This window comes from Mesorhizobium waitakense (assembly GCF_056431085.1).
In genome coordinates this window covers 1-15139 of record NZ_JBWKME010000038.1, presented here as the reverse complement: position 1 = coordinate 15139, position 15139 = coordinate 1, and the positions used below count along the sequence as shown (strand labels likewise).

Here is a 15139-nt window from a genome sequence, read left to right as displayed (position 1 = left end):
CGAGCGCGGTAACATTCTGGTAACATTGGAGGAGGCGCGCGAGCCGATGTCCCCAAGTGACCTCTCACATGTTACCGGCATGAAGAACGGTAACATTCGCAGGCTGCTTCATGCGATGGCAAAGGCTGGAGAAGTGCAGAAATCCGGGCGCGGCCAGTACATTCATCCAAAAAACGCTATCTAAAAACCCCTGCTGACCAACCCCGGTAACATCGGTAACAAGGTAACATTTACTTAGCCGAGCCGCCCCTGTTACCTTGCTACCGATGTTACCGGGGTGCGCGAGAGAACGGACTTGATCCAGCTCGGTCCCAGCGTTGGTCTGGATGGACCGGCATATCGAGTTAGTCTTGGCCCTCGTCGCCGGCTCCGTGGAAGAAGGATCGGATTTCGCCCATGTCGACGCTGCCATCGCCGTTCTCGTCAACGGCATTGAAGATCCGTCCGATGAAATCCTGAACCTCCGTCTGCGAAAGCGCACCATCGCCGTCGGCGTCTACTATGGCGAACATTATTCGCATCCGCGCGCCATGCACCATTCCGGCTCCCATACCACTGCGGCCTCCTGTCATCCGCCGCCCTTCAGGCGGGCCCTTTCTGTAGTCGCGATGCCAGCGATCGCCATCCCGCCGTTCCGCTTCGTCGCCGCGATGCTCCTGCATTCTCTCCTGCATCATCTCACCCATCATCTGGCGCATCATTTCCCGCATGGAGTCTTGGGTTTGTCCGGTCGATCCCGGCGACTGTTCGGGGCCATGATCCTGCGCTGGTGCAGTGGGCGGGGCGGTCTCGCTCGTTTGGGCAAACGCTGGCGAGGCCAGCATAGCCAACACCGCGACAACTGCTGTGGTTTTGCTCGGTACGGTCATTGTGGTCTCCTTTGATGAATGGCTAGCCGATCTCGTCGGCATCCAAGCCAAACCCGCTGCTCACCTCATGGTTCCTGGTGAGTTGGCAGATGGTCGCTGCGTGCTGGTCTCGATCGAGCGCAAACCCGCGCAATCATTCGCGTTGGCGCGAAGAATCGTAGCGATTACAGCAACATAGAGCCGTGGTATGATCCACTTTGACAGCACGCCTCCCTTTATTTGATGCCACGCTTCCATGGAAGAGGAAGTCGATGCAGATCGAGACCAACGATCATGATTCCGAACGAGCCTCAGCCATTCCAACCGTGGCTCCTGGTCTGCGCCAGTCGCCAGTTCATAAGGCTGACGATATCGAGGATGGCCCTGATCGCCTCGCTGTGGAGTATCGTCCTGCCGCGGCTCTGATCCCGTTCGCCAAAAATGCCCGCACCCATTCCGATGCTCAAGTCGCGCAGATCGCGGCGTCGATCCGCGAGTTCGGCTGGACGAACCCGATCCTGGTTGATGGCGACAACGGCATCATAGCCGGCCACGGACGCCTGCTGGCGGCCCGCAAACTCGGAATGAGCGAAGTCCCGGTCATCGAGCTTGCCGGCCTCACCGAGGCGCAGAAACGGGCCTTGGTGATTGCCGACAACAAGCTGGCGCTCAATGCAGGCTGGGACACTGAACTGCTCGGTCTGGAACTGGCCGACCTCGGTGAGCTTGGTTTCGACTTGTCGCTGACCGGGTTCGACGATCTGGAGATTGCCGCGCTGACCAGCCTTGGCAATCCCGGCCTGACCGATCCGGACGATGTTCCCGAGGTTCCGGAGCAGGCGACCACCCTCCCCGGTGACGTGTGGATCCTCGGCAAGCATAGGCTGATCTGCGGCGACAGCACCAATGCCGCCGACGTCGAGCGCGTGCTTGCCGGCGTCAAGCCGCATCTGCTCGTGTCCTATCCCCCTATGGCGTCAGCTACGATCCAAGCTGGCGCGAGCGTTTCGGTGACGGCGCCAACCTCGCCAAGGGAACGGTGTTGAACGACGACCGTGCCGACTGGCGCGAGGCGTGGGCGCTGTTTCCCGGCGACGTTGCCTATGTCTGGCATGGCGCTCTCCACGCCACCACTGTCGCCACAAGCCTCGAGGCCAGCGGCTTTGCGGTGCGCTCCCAAATTATTTGGGACAAGACCCGTTTGGTTATCGGCCGCGGCGATTATCATTGGCAGCACGAACCAGCCTGGTATGCCGTCAGGAAGGGCAAGAAAGGTCACTGGGCTGGCGACCGCAAGCAGACCACTGTCTGGGCCATCCCGCACCGAAAGTCCGACACAGGCCACGGCACGCAAAAGCCGGTCGAGTGCATGCGCCGTCCAATCGAGAACAACTCCTCGCCCGGCCAGGCCGTCTACGAACCCTTCTGCGGCTCGGGCACCACGATCATTGCCGCCGAGATGACCGGCCGCTGCTGCCATGCGATCGAACTGAACCCCGCCTATGTCGACGTCTCCGTGCTGCGCTGGCAGGCCTTCACAGGCAGCATGGCGATCCTGGAGGGCGATGGCCGTTCCTTTGCCGCTGTTGCCGCCGAGCGGGCTCAGGAGGCCTTCTGACCGTGGGACGACCGAGACATAACCCAGATGCCCTCAACCGTCGTCAAGTCGAAGCAATGGCCGGCTACGGCGTTCCGGAGGCCGACATCGCCGGCATGATCGGCATCGATGCCAAAACGCTGCGCAAGCACTATCGCCACGAGCTGGACTTCGGCCATGTGAAGGCCAACGTCAAAGTTGCCGAAAACCTTTATCGCAAGGCGACCGGTGAAGGCCGAGAGGCGGTTACCGCGGCGATCTTCTGGCTGAAGGCCCGCGCCCACTGGAAGGAAACCGTTCTGAACGAGCATGCCGGCGTTCCGGACAGTCCTATTGAATTCACCAGGATCGAGCGCGTCATCGTCTCGCCACCCGATCCAGACAGCCCGAGGGGAACGCCTGGCCTGACGGCGGATTGAAGGCGGCCTCCAGATGAAGCCGGACGACCTCGCATTCGAGAAACTGCAGCCCGCCAAGGTCGAGGCGCTGGCTGGCTATGGCCTGTCAGCCGACGAGATTGCTCGTGTGCTCGATATCGATGTCGAGACCCTCAGGACCACATGTGCCCGCGAGCTGGACAGCGGGCAGATCAAGGCCAATGCGCGGGTTGCCGAAAGTCTCTACCGCAAGGCCCTCGGCGACGGCCGTGAAGCCGTCACCGCGGCGATCTTCTGGCTGAAGACACGGGCGCGCTGGAAGGAGACGACCGTCCACGAACACTCCGGCAAGGACGGTGGTCCGATCGATAGCCGCATCGAGGTGGATGCCGAACGGTTTACACGGGCGATAACCGCGTTGGCTGCCAGCTCGACAACAAGGCAATAGCAAGGGTACCGGGGGAACCGCGCATACCGTCGACCTGAACTTGCAAGCTGCCGTAACACAACATTGAATTCGTCATGCCGCCGGATTGTCGACGCTCTATCGCGCCCCCAAACCCGTAGAGGGAAGGCACCGGACCGATCGGCCTTTGAACCATTGAGGACACGCCCGACGCCGACATTTCTTGCCTCGTCCCGCCATGCCGGATATGGTCTGCTGAACGGGGATGGAGTCCTTCTTGAACCGCCGTTTGGCTGATGACTCCTACTGCGTCGCTGACGGCAGTGGGAAACGTTTGGCGATGCTTCCGCAGTCGATGGAGGAGCTTCGCGATGACCAATCTCAATCCTGTCGGATCGACTGACGCCAACAGGCGTGCAAGCCCTGCGGAAAGCGGTGAGCAGAGGCCGGCGAAGATCGTCGTCGTCCTACCGGATCCCACCGCGGTCAGCGCTTGTCTGGATATGGGCGAGGCTGCGGCAAGGGCCGTCGGCGGCACGATGACTGCCTTACATATTGGCGCCGATCCGGAAAAGATGCTGGCTTCCGCTGAGGAGATCGACCTTCAGCTTCTACGGGAGCGTTCCGAAGGGACCGCGCATCAACGCCTCGCCCAAATCAAGGCGGTCTTCGACGAGTGGCAGTTCGCGCAGCCCGGCCGCGAGCAGGTGGTTTGGGGTGACTGCAGCGGCGACGTGGATCGTTGCGTCAATCTTGAAGCACAAGAAGCCGATCTCATGGTCGCACCGAGGACCGGAAACATGGACGCCCGGGACGTCGTTCACACGATTCTTTTCCACAGTCACAGGTTGGCGCTGTTGCCGCCCTATCGATGGGCTGCGGCGGATTTCACGAGGCATCTCGTCATCGGATGGAAGCCGGATGACCATGCGTTGCATACGCTGCAATCCGCTAAGCCATGGCTAGCGGCCGCCCGCGAGGTCACGGTCGTGTGCATCGATGACGCTAACCGGAGCTATCGTCGCACGGCTGCGGAACACATGGCGGAAATGGGGATTTCCGCTGAGATTGTCGGCATCACGTCCGGCCCGCAATCGGTCGCCAACGCCCTTATAGGATATGCGACCTCTGTCGGGGCCTCCTGCCTCGTCACGGGCGCCTATAGGCACGGACAACTTCTGGAACTGATCATCGGTAGGGTGACACATACTTTGCTGACGCACGCCGAGATGCCTCTGATGATGAGGCATTAACAGCGCTGATGAGGCGAACTGAGGCGCTTCCGGATCACCGCATTCGTCTCGTCGGAGATGGCGGCTGCGAGACGGTGACCTGTCCGCTCTGGCCATTCAGGGCCGGCCGCCATCCCTACACCAGAAAACGCCTCCTGGAGGCCAATTCCGAGCAACGCCCCTCGCCCGGCACTCCGGTGGCTCAAAATCGCTCGTCATCGCGAATTGGCCTCCAGGAGGCTGATTTCCCGGAAGGCGAGGCCATGGAAAGCCATGCGGCGGGTGTGGCCTCCGCTGATGAGGCAGCCTGATGGCCCGCCCCAGCCACCAGCCCGATGCCTTCAACCGCCGCCAGGTCGAAGCGATGGCCGGCTACGGCGTTCCCGAGGCCGAGATCGCCGGCATGATCGGCATTGATGCCAAAACGCTGCGCAAGCACTATCGCTCAGCTCGACAGCAAGGCAATAGCAAGGGTACCGGGGCGGGCACGAGGTTTCAGGCTAACTCTCTGTAAGAACTTGCCTATTAGGCCAGAGTGAGCACACTGCAAACGGTGGTTTGCAGTTTGCACACCCGGAGGATTTGCGCCATGTCGAGCGCCGTCGCCTACTATCGGGTCTCAACACAAAGGCAGGGTCGATCAGGTCTCGGCATCGAGGCCCAACGCGCCGCTGTTGCCCGCTTCGCCGAAGCCGAAGGCATTGGCATCGTCCGGGAGTTCACCGAGGTCGAAACCGGCAGGGGCTCGGATGCGCTGGATCGCCGGCCTCAGTTGGCTGCCGCCCTTGCACTCGCTCGCCAGGCCAAATGCCCGGTGATCGTTGCCAAACTCGATCGACTGTCGCGCGATGTCGCCTTCATCGCCGGGCTGATGGTTCAGCGGGTGCCGTTCATCGTGACCGAACTTGGCGCCGATGCCGATCCATTCATGCTCCACCTCTACGCAGCACTCGCCGAGAAAGAGCGTCCGCTGATCTCGGAACGCACCAGGGCCGCCCTCGCCTCGCGCAAGACCACCGGCATCAAGCTGGGCAATCCGACCAACACGGCCGAGGCCGCTGCGAAAGGGCGTCAGATCTCAATGCAGGAGGCCGACCGGTTTGCCCAGACAGTGCTCCCGATCATCGAGTCCATCCGGCGCTCTGGCATCACCAGCTTGCGTGGCTTGGCAATCGCGTTGAACGACCGAGGTGTCCGCACTGCTCGCAATGGGCAATGGCAGGTGTCGAACGTGCGCAACCTGCTGGCGCGATCCACGAACCCAGTTTGAGGGCCTGATCAGTTTTTATAGGCGGGAAAATCCAAGGCTTCAGCGTTTGGGAGGCTCGGCCCACAATTCAGCGAATATCAGGAACACGGGCGTCTGTTTCCATCTCGCAGCGAGCATATCTCGGAATGGATGATGTTGGCATGCGCGACAAAAGCGATCCACGCAGACTTCCACCTATGGATCGACGGTGAATTCGGCCCACATGCCGGCTCCATAGTGACCTGGCACGTTGCAGACAAGCAGGTATTTTCCAGCCTTCAGTTCGACGGTCAATGTGCCTGATTTGCCGGGATCAAGCTCCGAAACTTCGCCCTTGTCGCCAGCCCTGTCTTCGTCGACCCGGTTCTCGGCCTCAAGGTAAGGAAGCGGCTTGCTGGGATCGGCAAGGTACATCACGATCATTTCGTGAACGGTATCCTTGGAGTCATTTTTCACATTGAATGTGACCTCCCCGGCTTTCACCGCACCGGGCAAAACCTTGATGCCCATGGTCGCCTTGGCGAGATCGAGTCCGGGCGCTGCATAGGCGAGCCCCATCGGCATCTCCGTACTCGCGCCCTTGTCCCACAGCGAGACCTGAACAAGCGAAGCAGCCTGGACGACGCCGGCACTGTCGGCCATGAGCATTACAGCAGCCAGCCCGAGCGCTGCTCTCCTCGATATGGTTTTCATGACGATCCTCATTCAGGACGGCGGCACAACCGCTCTACATCCGGCCGCCATCCTGCTCGCGGCGTCACCCGCCGTCCTTGCGCCAGATCAAACTGATCGGCGGCGAGTCCGATCGGCGGCGCCGATGCAGCTGTCAGCCAGTTGTCAGGTTGAATTGGCTATGTCGCACCAATGACGGGTCATATCGCCGTCTGACCGAACCGATCGAAATCCCCCAGGGCGCATCGTGGCCACCGGAAAACATGGCGCGATCGGTTCCGCGTGCTTGCGCAACTAGCCTCCCTGGGCGCTTCTAGCGCTTGTCTGTGGTGATCCTCTCGACCCGCACCTCATCGCCGATCTCCCTTGCCAGGCCAGAGCCTTGGCCTGGCCCTTGGTGGGTCAGCACGAAAGCCCGCGCCGCTTGCGGGCAAGCGCGGGCCCGATCAGGTGGGGTGTATCCCGATCTTCGGCAGGGAATGCAGGTGACATCACCTGCCGCAATCGTGAAACTTTTAGAGATAGCTAATGTTCCGTCACGCCTGGTTGACCAGGCCGCGTGCCACCGCGCGGCTGTCAGTCAGCCAGGCTGCCTTCGCGGTGTTGCATCGCCTCCGCGATCACTTCGAAGACGCTGCCCACCTCCTCATAGATCTCGCTTACCTCGATGCCCTCCCGGTCCGCTGCTTCCATAGCCGCCGAGATGAAGGTGTCCAGGCCCGACCTTATCGGTAGGATTTTGAGGGAGTGGCTGGAAACGAACGCCTATCTTCCTGTCCGGATGGATCGATGAGGAAAGCGAGACGGACGGGAGCGCTTAGGTTGGGCTTCCGCCTTGCGGAAGCCCAACCCGGCCGGCGCTTCCAGGCAACCTTAGGGTGCCGCCGGCCACTACTCAATCAACTCGAAGGCGGCACCAGTGCGCCCGCCTCCAATGTTCGGCCTAAGTTCAGCCACCCATCTTCTTTGCCATCGCGCAGAAATCCGCATGCGACTTGTTAATCGTGGTATCGCCGCAGTCTTTCAACGAAGCCTTCTGTTCATCGGGTTCCATGGCCATCCATGCGGTCTTGAAATCCGCTTCTCTCCCGTATCAAACCAGCGAATATGATCCGACGATACAGCACTGAACCAATTGCGGGGAGCGCTTGATGAGGTTCAGGGTTATACAGGAACCGTCAGGAACGTGGGCGGTGTTCGATGAGATTTTCGGTCTGCCGGCCGAATTCGCCGGTCGAACCCTGACAGGATTGCCGCGCGATGAAGCTTATCGTCTCGCGGCAAATGCCAACCATGGGGTCTTGAGATGGAGGTCAGAATTGACCTCAAAGGGTGCGAGTGCATAGCCCATGTCAGAGGAACAAACCTTCGGCGGCAGGCGAGAGCTCGGTGTACGGGCTCAGCTGCTGCCTTATACGGCAGTGCCGAAGCATGAGTTGACGTTCATCATGAAGCTCGGGCTTCTCGATCGTGAACAGGCTCTTGCCCTGGTGAAGAAGCACCAGGGTGATCGAGAGAGAATCTATGCCGACCTGGCGGCGCGAAGGAAGTAGCGTCAACTGACAGCACCGGGATCGACATTAAGCATGTTACGATCGGTGAAGGCGGTCTCCCCTGATCCTGGGTCGACCTTTTTGGGGTGGGTGGCTACTTAGGCGGGATGCATCGCCTACCAACATTATTGGCCCTTGTCGCATCCTTGGTGTTTGGTTTCGCAGTAGCTTGGGCCGCTGCATCGTTGGCCGACGGTCTAGCTCCAACCAAGGCGTTCCACCAAGGGCGCAATATGGTGCTGCCTGCTTTGCCCATAGGGTCTCGTCCGTCAGGCAGGCCCCTTTGCTAAAAGGAACTGGTCGCTATTCGCAGCGTTAGGCCTCCAGCTAACGGAGGAAAGTCATGGACGACGATCCGCGCCTGAAATTGAAGGAACTCAGCACCAGCATGCAAACCAGGGCGGCTGAGCTCGCATTGCCCGGCGGCAACACCGATATCTCCGCGCTGATGTCGGGCATTGCAGTGACCCTTGAAGCGCTCTTGGTGATTGCAGAAGAGAGCAAGACGCCACGGTCCGGACCGTCGGTCGAGCCTGTGACTTCGTTGTCCTGATTGGCTGATAGGAGGTCAGTGTGACAGATTTTATTGTGACCACGATTGACGGAAGACAGCATCTCGGCCAGAGCGAAAATGCACCATTGGAAAGCCTTGTGGATCAGCTTAGTTCAAAAGGGCACTTCGAGCTCGTTGTCGTTTCGGCAGAATTAGGCGCGCCTGGCAGCGAAACTAGCACCGTCTTCTTCAAGCACGGGATCATCTCGATCAGTGAAAGAAAACCGGAGGCTGTGATCACACCAAGTCCGCCACTTGCTGGATAGGTATCGCGCGAGGGGCGATCCTCACACCGTTCCGGCGATAGCTATGAGGGCTCGCGCAGACAAACGTATCGCCAAAATCAAATCGAGACGGGATGAACGTCCCAATCTTGGCTAGATAATGGTTGTGCACGGTCCCCGTCTTGCCTTTGATTTCGAGCGTAGCGTTGCGCAGCTTAGCCAAGTCTGTTGCTTTGCACGGCGGCGGCTGCGATTGTCTCGACCTCCGAAGCGAAACGTCCGCCACCACCGACGACAACACCGGAAGTCTTGTCGATCGCCGTCAGAGTGATCGGAATTTAGCTTTCAGTAAAGTAGAACATTAGATAATTCTTAATTACTGTGGGTTGGCAGCCGACGTCGCCCCCGATGTCGGCTGAAGATCGGTATCCGATCGGCCCGCGTCCTCCGCCAGAGGCGCGGGCTTTCCGGCCTACCGGGCTCAGAGACAACCTAAAGCCCGCTTGAATGTGTCGCCGGGTTGCGCGATTGTGCCAGCCGCCCAAGCGAAATGAGCCACCAGTGAAACGAACCGAAAAGGCATTGCCTTTCGTGCCGACCGAAATTCATATCAGCACGGTCGCGGACGGGACAGGTGCCCTTGGCCTTCTCTCGATCCGCACAACGGAAGGGCTGTTGGATGTCGCACTCGACCGACACGCCGCAGAGGCCGGCGGCGCGACAACCTTGTCGATGTCTATTCGGGGCCTTGCCGAGATTTCGGCTTACAGTGAAGACAGAAGTCCGTCGCCATTCCTATAGGCGGCGGGCTTTTCCATTACCGAGTGCGCGGCGATGGTTCAGCAGCGCGCAGCTGTCTTTTCCATCTGGCCAGGGGCGGCGCCCTTCGCGTCCACTGTCGCCTGACCGGGCGCCGAGGACTGTGCACTGCCGGTCTGTGCGTCAGTGTGGCTTCTCGAACAGGTGACTCGCCACCAAACCCGCTATGTGAGATTGTTCCGCGTCAGCCGTGTATGAGGGACGGCAATGCCACTGCCGCGTTATTACGGAGTGTTCGAGCCCACTGAGCTGGACTTGCTCCAGCGGGTGTTCGACCAACTGTGCATCGAGCGCCACCTAGCCCAAAAAGACAAGGAACAGAGGGAAGACCTCGCTGAGGAAATCGTCAGTGTTTTCCAAAGCGGGATCATGGACGAAACGGACCTTGCAGGCCCTCTCTAAGCGCCGCAGTGCCTAGGCCGCCACTGCGACGTCCTTCAAGGGTGGCAAACTCGCCGGGCAAGGACCCCAACCGCCTCAAACCCGGCGAGCCTACACCTGATCAGATTACGCGATCAGGACCGGCGTCAGCCGGCAAGCTCACGCAGCAAGACGGGATGCCAGTTGTATTCCCGAAACGGGACACTTGCAGGCATGACGTTGCGTCAAGTCTCAGCTACCCTAACGCTCCGGCGGATCTGATTTCCGCTTGGCCGGCGCCTTTCAGGCAACCTCCCCTATGGCGCCGGCCTTCTTCCTCCTAGCTTGCCTTCGCGCACAGGTTGCGCGATGCTGCCCTCGGGGAAATAAAGAGATGGGGCAATCCAATGGCAGCCGAGATCAAGAGCGAGAAGCAAGCAATTGCCATCGACAAGTGGGAGGTAGCCATGAGTGAAGCAGTCGGAGGCGTCGTTCTGCTACTGTTCCCGACCGAAGGTGATATTGTCCCGATCATACTTAGGCCCGCTCAGGCAACAAAATTGGGCCACGATTTACAATCGCCCAAGTTCATACCGAAGCCGACAGTGCAATGAGCTAGCGCTACAGGGAGCGCGACATTCGTGGGTATGCTGGAGTGCCCATGCTCGCCGCTATGCGCTACGGACGAGCCTCCAGAACCATGTTGAACGGCGTCTCCGCGGCCCGGCGGAAGCGCTTGAAGCCGCCGCTGGTCACTACCTTGCGCAGCCTCGCCTCGCCGGCCTGGGCGCCGAGCCCGAGCCCGACCTCCTGCGACAGCGAGGCCGGCGTGCACACAAAGGTTGAGGCGGCATAGTAGACGCGTCCAACGGGATTGAGGTTGGCGGCTAGGTGATCATGCGCGAACGGCTCGACGATCATCCATGTGCCGTCCGACTTGAGCGAGCCATGCACGTGTGTGGCGGCACCCGCCGGATCGCCCATGTCATGGAGGCAGTCAAAGAAAGCGACGAGGTCATAGGTGCCGGGATAGGTCTTGGCGGCCGCGACCTCGAAGCGCGTATTGGCGCTGACGCCGGCTTCCTCGGCGGCCTTGCGGGCGCGCTCGATCGAAGGGGCGTGATAGTCGAAGCCGACGAAGCGCGATTTCGGAAAAGCGCACGCCATGAGAACGGTCGATGCGCCATGGCCGCACCCGACATCCGCCACCTCGGCGCCGCGTTCGAGCTTTTCGACGACACCGTCGAGAGCCGGCAGCCAGGAGCCGATCAGATTGGCGTTGTAGCCCGGCCGGAAGAATCGCTCCGTGCCGCGAAACAGGCACGCGCTGTGCTCATGCCAGCCAACCCCCTTGCCTGACAGGAACGCCTGCCTCACCTTTTCCTCGTCGAGCCACAGCGTCGACAGCACCTCGAACGCGCCGGCCATAAAGGCCGGGCTGTCCTCATCGGCGAAGACCAACTCCTGTTCGGCGTTGAGATAGAATCGGTCAGTGGCCTCGTCATAGTCGACGTAGCCCGCCGCCGCCTGCCCCGACAACCACTCCCTGATGAGGCGTTCCTGGGTACCGGTGTCCTTGGCAAGTTCGGCGGACGTCATCTTCCCGCCTACGCGCAAGGCCTTGAACAGGCCGAGCCTGTCACCCAACAGGACACCCGCGCCGGTTGCGATCGCGCCCAGATCGCCGACCATCTTACCCAAGAAAGCGTCCAGTTTTTCCTGACCAGCGTCCGACATTAACATCTCCCTTCGGGCTCGCGGTGTTTTCCCTTTGGCGATACCCCTGAGTGGCAGCAATGCTTCTCAAACGATATTGACCCGGCGCGTGACCTGTCCGTTGCTCTCCCAGTAGGTGTGTTTCTTGGCGATCCACGGATCGTCCATTGCTGGTTGAATGTTGCCGCTCTTGTCGATCGCGCGCGAGGTGACTGTGTGCTCCCCGGCGGACGGCTTGGGCCAGTCCAGAGACCACATCTTCCAGGCGAACTCCGCCTCTTCGGTGCCGTCCACGATCGCCGGCATCCACGGCCCATCGTCGATCTTGACCTCGACCCGGTCGACCGGCGCACCCCAGGCGGCTCCGACGATCCGGTAATCGCTGCCTATATGAGTGACCCGGGCCGGCGCCGATTTGAGGCGTGCGCGTCCGACGGAGGTTTCCGCCCACACGGTCTCGCCATTATGGTCTTCCTCGCGGACCGTGACGTAGTCGCGTCCCATGAACCGGCTCTCGAAGCGCTGGTCGCGCACGTCGATGCGCTTGAGCCATTTCGCGTTCGCGATCCCGTACCAGCCCGGCGCTATCAGCCGCAGCGGGAAGCCGTTGTCGGGCGGCAAGGAAGTTCCGTTCATCTCGTAGCAAAGGATGTTTTTTGGATCCATGGCGTCGGCCAGCGACATGCTGCGCGCGAAATTCTGCTTGAAGGTGACTTCGTCGGCTCGTTTGATCTCGCCTTCGTCGGTGCCCCAGAAGACGACCTCGATGCCGCTGTCGAGGACCCCGGCCTCCTTCAGGATCGGGGCGAGCGGCGTGCCCGCCCAGCGCGCATTACCAATGCCGCCGTTGAAAAACGGCAGGCCGGTATTGCCCGAACATTCGACCGTGAACGTGACTTCCTGGCGCGGCCGGGCCTGGATGTCGGCGAGCGTCAGGGCCATCGGCTTTTTGACCAGGCCGGCGATTTCGAGCTTCCACGTGCCTGCGTCGATGACCGGCCTGTTGAAATGCGCGATTGAAAAGAACTTGTCATTGGGCGTCACCCATGAATCGAGGTCCTCCCAGACAATCTGATTCTTGATGACCTCTGGCACCGGGTTCGGTGGCAGCTGATCGGTCCATTTGACGACTTCCTCGCCGGGCCGTGTGGGAAAAGCGTAAGCCCGCGAGGCATGAAGAGCGGCGATTGCGGCAAGAGCCACGCTCCCTTGAATAAGTTCTCTGCGTTGAAGATGAGGCATGCTGTTTTCCCTCCCAGTTGATCCGGAACGGGCTGCAGCGTGCGTATTGGGCCGTAGCCTGATCACGGACAGGCGCACAATGAACGACTGCCCCACCCGGATCTCCGGACAGGTCAGGCAATCAGCGAGGCATCTCAAGCATGTGAAGCATTGGACGAAACTCTGCTCGGGTTTCGTCCTAGGAGAGTGCGCCTTCGAAGAGGAAGTGTCCACAACTTGGACGGGATATGATGACTTAGAGGCCGCCATTTGTGGTCTGAATAGGCAGCTTAGTGCCAGAACGGACGTCTGGCAGCGCTCCGGGCAGCCAGTGATTTAGCGAGACCGGACATCCGTCGGAAATGTCGCATAGGCCAGTGCGTAGGATTCGAGCTCGAATGATCGGGTTAGCTCTTGGTCGTCTTTGACCAGGCGGACGAACCATTCGCCGCATGCTTCAATCAATTCAACGCAAGGGTGGACATTGCCGTTATCCATCGCATTGGCTCCCGCGCAATGGGACAAATCGCCAAATTTATATGATCGCCGAATTTCGGCGTTCAAGAGACAACTACTGTACGATTTTAACCAAGCGGCGTGGGTGCGTTGCCCATCTTTTTGGGAGCGCTAATCTTAACGGTCGGCGCTCCCAAAGACCACCGCGAAGTGGTCGACGCGACTTCGGCAACGCTCTCACCCTGGCAGCCGCGTCGGCTATTCACGCGGTAGCGCCGTCGCCATTATGGCAACCTCCTCGCGAGCGGCCCGCAGTCAACTCGAAGGCGGACCCAGTGCCCGCCTTCGACGTTTCGGCCTAGATTCAGCCGCCCATCATCTTTGCCATCGCGCAGAAATCTGCATGCGACTTGTTGAGCGTGGTATCGCCGCAGTCTTTCAACACCGCCTTCTGTTCATCGGGTTTCATGGCCATCCATGCGGTCTTGAAGTCCGCTTCGGACTTCATGGTCTTCATGCCGGCATCGGTGAAGAACGGCGACATCTTTGCCGGATCATCGAGTGCGGACGTGTTGCCAGCGGCTGCAGCGCCAGCCATCATCGCAAGCGCCATCGCGCCCATTGTGAGCATCTTGACGTTCATTGTTTCCTCCGTCGTTTGGTCATTCAACGTGACCTTCAGGAAAAACGTCATCCACTGAACTCGGTTCCCAGCGCCTACCGCTGGCGCCGGCCATTGTACGTTTTTAACCAAAGGACATCGAGCCGCTTCAATACGTAAAAGTTAAATGCGGCGCATTTGCAGCCTTGCTAATACAGCGACGGCGGGGGGCTGCTCGGGAGGAGCGCCCATGGAAATACGAGACCTCGTTGCCAAGATGTCGGCTACATTGTTGAAGCGCCGAACCAATAGCCTATCGGCATCCATTAGACCAATCCGCGCGTCTTTGGCCAACATCCCGGTCAAGCAGCGACAGATGCCACCGCATCGACCGTCGCCTCCGGTACGGCCAGCCAGCAACATGTGACTCGAAGAGTTTTCGGCGGGAAGTGGAATCCCGTTGAACCCTGTATCGGATGGATTATGAATCCCCGAGTCGCCATTCTGTTTCCAGCCCTTGGATGGGAGGTTGCACCATGGATAAGCTGGGTGTTTCGGTGTCGTCTTTCGACTGCGATATCATTCGCAGCGCCTTCGTAAAATCCGTCATCGAAAAGAACATTCCAGAAGACCAATGGCGAGCCGAGGCCGAGCTTTTGATCGCCGACTATACCGGCAGCGATGACATTGATGCCGAGTTGCTGGAATGGATCATGCGGAAGTAGGTCTAGTCTTGTTGGGCGGTGATGTCCTTGACCGTCTTCAACAGCGCTTCGTGGGTGCGCTGGAGTGCCCGGCAATGGTCGCTGCTTGGCGATAGCAGCGGCTGGACGATGCTCTTATGGAGCGCCTCCGCTGCCGTCAGAAAGTGCTCGATTTCAGCCTGCGATAGCTGCTTTGAAGGTTTGGTTCTGGACATGGCGATCTCCACTGAAGAGGTCGCCGCAACGAGAGGATTATATTCCTGATACCGATCTCACTGGCAAGGGCTTAGTAGTTAGCGCAACCCTGTCTGGGAGCGAGATCGCCCAAATCACTCCTTGGCACCGAGAGTCCGAAGCAAAGCACCTATTTCCGCACGTCCTGTTGTGCTCTCCGCAATCATCAGCGGGGTCATGCCCTGATGGGTTCTCGCGCTCAAATCGGCACCGTGGTCGACGAGAAGCTCGACAACCTCCCGTGATCCTTCTCTAGAGCGGGATGAGCTTTATAGGAGTCGTAGGATTCCCAAATCATCGCGGTTCTGATTCAACAT

General features: G+C 60.0%; 20 protein-coding genes, 1 pseudogene and 1 riboswitch. Of the genes and pseudogenes, 14 read left to right on the top strand and 7 right to left on the bottom strand.

All coding sequences use genetic code 11. The features are described 5' to 3' along the window. A partial coding sequence (locus AC07FD_RS09800; protein WP_478349664.1) for a helix-turn-helix domain-containing protein occupies positions 1–184 on the top strand: 184 nt, incomplete at its 5' end. Positions 185–344: 160 nt separating this feature from the next. Here the strand turns inward: AC07FD_RS09800 and AC07FD_RS09795 are convergent. Continuing rightward, on the bottom strand, positions 345–869 hold the full coding sequence (locus AC07FD_RS09795) for an EF-hand domain-containing protein (RefSeq protein ID WP_478349663.1): 525 nt from the start codon (positions 867–869) through the stop codon (positions 345–347). 251 nt (positions 870–1120) lie between these two features. Between AC07FD_RS09795 and AC07FD_RS09790 the strand changes: the two genes are divergently transcribed. From AC07FD_RS09790 to AC07FD_RS09760, 7 genes are all read left to right on the top strand, one after another. Then, positions 1121–1894, top strand: a complete 774-nt coding sequence (locus AC07FD_RS09790) for a ParB/Srx family N-terminal domain-containing protein (protein WP_478349662.1) — start codon at positions 1121–1123, stop codon at positions 1892–1894. After that, complete coding sequence (locus AC07FD_RS09785; RefSeq protein ID WP_478349661.1) at positions 1891–2466, top strand: DNA-methyltransferase; 576 nt, start codon at positions 1891–1893, stop codon at positions 2464–2466. The genes AC07FD_RS09790 and AC07FD_RS09785 overlap by 4 nt, the downstream gene beginning before the upstream one ends. A 56-nt stretch (positions 2467–2522) precedes the next feature. Next, positions 2523–2864 carry a hypothetical protein gene (locus tag AC07FD_RS09780; RefSeq protein ID WP_478349660.1) on the top strand — a complete coding sequence of 114 codons (342 nt, stop codon included), beginning with the start codon at positions 2523–2525 and terminating at the stop codon, positions 2862–2864. Between the two features lie 13 nt (positions 2865–2877). Next, positions 2878–3270, top strand: a complete 393-nt coding sequence (locus AC07FD_RS09775; RefSeq protein ID WP_478349659.1) for a hypothetical protein — start codon at positions 2878–2880, stop codon at positions 3268–3270. Between the two features lie 210 nt (positions 3271–3480). Next, a riboswitch (Fluoride riboswitch) is annotated at positions 3481–3541 on the top strand. Positions 3542–3599: 58 nt separating this feature from the next. After that, positions 3600–4481 carry a universal stress protein gene (locus tag AC07FD_RS09770; protein ID WP_478349658.1) on the top strand — a complete coding sequence of 294 codons (882 nt, stop codon included), beginning with the start codon at positions 3600–3602 and terminating at the stop codon, positions 4479–4481. Positions 4482–4770: 289 nt separating this feature from the next. Next, positions 4771–4974 carry a hypothetical protein gene (locus tag AC07FD_RS09765; RefSeq protein ID WP_478349657.1) on the top strand — a complete coding sequence of 68 codons (204 nt, stop codon included), beginning with the start codon at positions 4771–4773 and terminating at the stop codon, positions 4972–4974. Positions 4975–5049: 75 nt separating this feature from the next. Beyond that, entirely contained in the window at positions 5050–5730 is a 681-nt protein-coding gene (locus tag AC07FD_RS09760) for a recombinase family protein (RefSeq protein ID WP_478349656.1), read from the top strand. 174 nt (positions 5731–5904) lie between these two features. Here the strand turns inward: AC07FD_RS09760 and AC07FD_RS09755 are convergent, their stop codons facing one another. Continuing rightward, the gene (locus AC07FD_RS09755; protein WP_478349655.1) at positions 5905–6402 is read right to left on the bottom strand and encodes a sulfocyanin-like copper-binding protein; all 498 of its coding nucleotides are present in this window, start codon (positions 6400–6402) and stop codon (positions 5905–5907) included. 1328 nt (positions 6403–7730) lie between these two features. Here AC07FD_RS09755 and AC07FD_RS09750 point away from each other — a divergent pair. The 5 genes from AC07FD_RS09750 to AC07FD_RS09730 all read left to right on the top strand — a co-directional run bounded on the left by AC07FD_RS09750 (position 7731) and on the right by AC07FD_RS09730 (position 10504). After that, positions 7731–7934 carry a hypothetical protein gene (locus AC07FD_RS09750; protein WP_478349654.1) on the top strand — a complete coding sequence of 68 codons (204 nt, stop codon included), beginning with the start codon at positions 7731–7733 and terminating at the stop codon, positions 7932–7934. Between the two features lie 343 nt (positions 7935–8277). Beyond that, positions 8278–8487: a hypothetical protein gene (locus tag AC07FD_RS09745; protein WP_478349653.1), complete on the top strand. Its 210-nt coding sequence runs from the start codon at positions 8278–8280 to the stop codon at positions 8485–8487. A 20-nt stretch (positions 8488–8507) separates the two neighbouring features. Continuing rightward, complete coding sequence (locus tag AC07FD_RS09740) at positions 8508–8753, top strand: hypothetical protein (RefSeq protein WP_478349652.1); 246 nt, start codon at positions 8508–8510, stop codon at positions 8751–8753. 984 nt (positions 8754–9737) lie between these two features. Further along, the gene (locus AC07FD_RS09735) at positions 9738–9932 is read left to right on the top strand and encodes an RNA-binding protein (protein WP_478349651.1); all 195 of its coding nucleotides are present in this window, start codon (positions 9738–9740) and stop codon (positions 9930–9932) included. A 365-nt stretch (positions 9933–10297) separates the two neighbouring features. Continuing rightward, positions 10298–10504, top strand: a complete 207-nt coding sequence (locus AC07FD_RS09730; protein ID WP_478349650.1) for a hypothetical protein — start codon at positions 10298–10300, stop codon at positions 10502–10504. 64 nt (positions 10505–10568) lie between these two features. On the opposite strand, the gene AC07FD_RS09725 is transcribed toward AC07FD_RS09730, so the two are convergent. The 3 genes from AC07FD_RS09725 to AC07FD_RS09715 all read right to left on the bottom strand — a co-directional run bounded on the left by AC07FD_RS09725 (position 10569) and on the right by AC07FD_RS09715 (position 13926). Next, positions 10569–11627: a class I SAM-dependent methyltransferase gene (locus AC07FD_RS09725; protein ID WP_478349649.1), complete on the bottom strand. Its 1059-nt coding sequence runs from the start codon at positions 11625–11627 to the stop codon at positions 10569–10571. A 66-nt stretch (positions 11628–11693) separates the two neighbouring features. After that, positions 11694–12848, bottom strand: coding sequence for a sulfite oxidase (locus AC07FD_RS09720; RefSeq protein WP_478349666.1), 1155 nt, complete (start codon positions 12846–12848; stop codon positions 11694–11696). A 799-nt stretch (positions 12849–13647) separates the two neighbouring features. Next, complete coding sequence (locus AC07FD_RS09715) at positions 13648–13926, bottom strand: hypothetical protein (protein ID WP_478349665.1); 279 nt, start codon at positions 13924–13926, stop codon at positions 13648–13650. A 494-nt stretch (positions 13927–14420) separates the two neighbouring features. Here AC07FD_RS09715 and AC07FD_RS09710 point away from each other — a divergent pair, with 494 nt between their 5' ends. Further along, positions 14421–14609 carry a hypothetical protein gene (locus tag AC07FD_RS09710; protein WP_478349648.1) on the top strand — a complete coding sequence of 63 codons (189 nt, stop codon included), beginning with the start codon at positions 14421–14423 and terminating at the stop codon, positions 14607–14609. Between the two features lie 2 nt (positions 14610–14611). Here AC07FD_RS09710 and AC07FD_RS09705 read toward each other — a convergent pair whose 3' ends face one another. Both AC07FD_RS09705 and AC07FD_RS09700 read right to left on the bottom strand, forming a co-directional pair. Beyond that, the gene (locus tag AC07FD_RS09705; protein ID WP_478349647.1) at positions 14612–14803 is read right to left on the bottom strand and encodes a hypothetical protein; all 192 of its coding nucleotides are present in this window, start codon (positions 14801–14803) and stop codon (positions 14612–14614) included. Positions 14804–14917: 114 nt separating this feature from the next. After that, a pseudogene (locus AC07FD_RS09700) lies at positions 14918–15070 on the bottom strand (ankyrin repeat domain-containing protein); the annotation flags it as partial. Positions 15071–15139: the final 69 nt, after the last annotated feature.

What these genes read in the sequence shown, in the direction of transcription:
- AC07FD_RS09730 (WP_478349650.1), top strand. Translation starts at nt 10,298, where the DNA reads ATGGCAGCCGAGATCAAGAGCGAGAAGCAAGCAATTGCCATCGACAAG.
- AC07FD_RS09710 (WP_478349648.1), top strand. Translation starts at nt 14,421, where the DNA reads ATGGATAAGCTGGGTGTTTCGGTGTCGTCTTTCGACTGCGATATCATT.
- AC07FD_RS09775 (WP_478349659.1), top strand. Translation starts at nt 2,878, where the DNA reads ATGAAGCCGGACGACCTCGCATTCGAGAAACTGCAGCCCGCCAAGGTC.
- AC07FD_RS09760 (WP_478349656.1), top strand. Translation starts at nt 5,050, where the DNA reads ATGTCGAGCGCCGTCGCCTACTATCGGGTCTCAACACAAAGGCAGGGT.
- AC07FD_RS09755 (WP_478349655.1), bottom strand. Translation starts at nt 6,402, where the DNA reads ATGAAAACCATATCGAGGAGAGCAGCGCTCGGGCTGGCTGCTGTAATG.
- AC07FD_RS09725 (WP_478349649.1), bottom strand. Translation starts at nt 11,627, where the DNA reads ATGTCGGACGCTGGTCAGGAAAAACTGGACGCTTTCTTGGGTAAGATG.
- AC07FD_RS09735 (WP_478349651.1), top strand. Translation starts at nt 9,738, where the DNA reads ATGCCACTGCCGCGTTATTACGGAGTGTTCGAGCCCACTGAGCTGGAC.
- AC07FD_RS09705 (WP_478349647.1), bottom strand. Translation starts at nt 14,803, where the DNA reads ATGTCCAGAACCAAACCTTCAAAGCAGCTATCGCAGGCTGAAATCGAG.
- AC07FD_RS09715 (WP_478349665.1), bottom strand. Translation starts at nt 13,926, where the DNA reads ATGAACGTCAAGATGCTCACAATGGGCGCGATGGCGCTTGCGATGATG.
- AC07FD_RS09770 (WP_478349658.1), top strand. Translation starts at nt 3,600, where the DNA reads ATGACCAATCTCAATCCTGTCGGATCGACTGACGCCAACAGGCGTGCA.
- AC07FD_RS09745 (WP_478349653.1), top strand. Translation starts at nt 8,278, where the DNA reads ATGGACGACGATCCGCGCCTGAAATTGAAGGAACTCAGCACCAGCATG.
- AC07FD_RS09720 (WP_478349666.1), bottom strand. Translation starts at nt 12,848, where the DNA reads ATGCCTCATCTTCAACGCAGAGAACTTATTCAAGGGAGCGTGGCTCTT.
- AC07FD_RS09765 (WP_478349657.1), top strand. Translation starts at nt 4,771, where the DNA reads ATGGCCCGCCCCAGCCACCAGCCCGATGCCTTCAACCGCCGCCAGGTC.
- AC07FD_RS09795 (WP_478349663.1), bottom strand. Translation starts at nt 869, where the DNA reads ATGACCGTACCGAGCAAAACCACAGCAGTTGTCGCGGTGTTGGCTATG.
- AC07FD_RS09780 (WP_478349660.1), top strand. Translation starts at nt 2,523, where the DNA reads ATGGCCGGCTACGGCGTTCCGGAGGCCGACATCGCCGGCATGATCGGC.
- AC07FD_RS09790 (WP_478349662.1), top strand. Translation starts at nt 1,121, where the DNA reads ATGCAGATCGAGACCAACGATCATGATTCCGAACGAGCCTCAGCCATT.
- AC07FD_RS09750 (WP_478349654.1), top strand. Translation starts at nt 7,731, where the DNA reads ATGTCAGAGGAACAAACCTTCGGCGGCAGGCGAGAGCTCGGTGTACGG.